General features: G+C 48.6%; 1 protein-coding gene. It reads left to right on the top strand.

Translation table 11 applies throughout. The features are described 5' to 3' along the window. Window positions 1-1610, top strand: a 1610-nt coding sequence (locus DCO57_RS22160; protein ID WP_205756259.1) for a hypothetical protein, incomplete at its 5' end; no start/stop codon positions are given. Between the last annotated feature and the right edge of the window lie 199 nt (window positions 1611-1809).

The following is a 1809-nucleotide window of genomic DNA, read 5'->3' as shown; positions in this document are numbered from 1 at the left end:
ATGTAGAGGTCTACGCAAATGGGCTCTCTCTAGGCCAGGCCGTTCTTGACGAAAAGTCGAACATGGGAGCAGCGAGGACATTTAAGTGGCGATTTGAAGCCTTGGTCGAAGCCAATATTTCTGTTGGTTCTGAGTTGCAATTTTGCGCTCGCCTTGATGATCGTTCTGAATTGACCACTTTTTACGTGGCTGAAGGAGCAGAAGCTTGGCAAGAGAAAAATGCCGGGAAAGATGACGATCTTTGTTACGCTAAAACCGGTAAAACCTTGACCGCGCATTTTAGTGAACCCGCCTACTCCGATGCTGCGCTTCAAATTATTCGTGGAGCGAACTTAATGCCTTCCCCAAAGGCAACGGTCTTGTTGGTTGTCCATAATCTTAATGCGATTGAAAGAGGGGAAAAGCGGCGTGCTCTGAACACCCTGCGTCGGGATCTCAACACGAGAGGCGTTGAGCTGATTGTTCTGCATCACAGCAAAAGTGCTAGTGGATGCGACATCCCGGAAATCAACTTTTTCGACCCTGAACTCACGCGGCTCAGCAAGGATAGTGAGAATTCCTTGCTTGCAATCGACCCTTCAGTTTTGGATTACGCGCAGAGGATGCTTTATGGGTTTACGTTTGCATTGAATCGCAGGCCGAAGAACTGGGGCGATATCGAGAAACAAATCCTCGATGAGGGTTCAAAGGTATCCGCGGCAGTGAAAGCGGTGCAGCCATCGCTGGTACTTTTGTGGCACCAGTGGAACAGCCTGATGATTTTGGCCCGGGCTATTTCGGATGGGCTTTCGATTCCAAGTGCCATTATGCATGAAGGTATGCTGCCGGGAACAATGACAATTGATGAACATGGGATGATGGCGGAGTCTAGTGCCCTTGGAGCTTTGTTGCTGGATGACGACGACGACAATCGCAATTTTCTTGAACGCGCGGACAGAGTAATTGCAGAGATCAAAGGCAAGAAGCTTGACCGCAAACCATTTGAAGGAACACCGGCTGGAAAAGATGTCATACAGAACTTGAAAGCCAGAGGTGCTCGAACGGTGTTTTATGCCGGCATCAATGATTGGCAGTCGGGAAATCTTCCTGCGGATCATTCTCGAGCAAAAATTCACTCACCCTATTTTCAAGATACGGACGAAGGCTTAAAGTGTTTGCTAGATGTGGCGGAGGAGTCCGACTTCTACGTTGTTTACAAGCCTCATCCGAATTTGTTTCCGAGAACTGCTGTGCTGAAAAATCCGCGCTTGATCTACGTTCGCGAAGCAAACGCAACTGAATGCATTATGCAAGTCGATGTTATGGCAACCATTCTATCTTCTCTCGCATACATTTCCCTCGCTCATGGGGTGCCTACTGTTCTGATGGGTCGCAATACACTTTCGGAAACGGGGGCAGCTTACGAGTTGAATTCCAAAGAGGATCTATCCGGCTGTCTCAATGCAGCTCTTAAAGGCGCAGATTCCGAGGAGAAAAAAATCTGCTTTCGCAGACATGTGGCGGCGCTTTTGAAGAGCCATCTGTATCCTTATGGCGGCAAGACTGATTTTGCAGCATTGAGCGAAAAGGATTCGGCGGATCGGATTCTCCAGATGATTCCGAATGCCTAAGCGGAGCCCCTTCGAGGCTGACTCTAATGCCTGATTCAACATTAATTCTGCTATTCGACTATTGTGGGGTGAGAGACAAAGAGGCTCTGTTAGGAGAGTTGCATGAAGATTTGGCTCCTTCTCGAAAGCTGGTCTTTGTCGATGGGATAGGATGTAAATGTCGGTGCACCAATACGATCGACTCGATAAAGGCTCCCCG

Source organism: Labrenzia sp. 011, assembly GCF_003075075.1.
Lineage (GTDB): Bacteria > Pseudomonadota > Alphaproteobacteria > Rhizobiales > Stappiaceae > Roseibium.
Note: the sequence above shows the minus strand (reverse complement) of the source record. Positions and strands in the feature narration are given on the sequence as shown.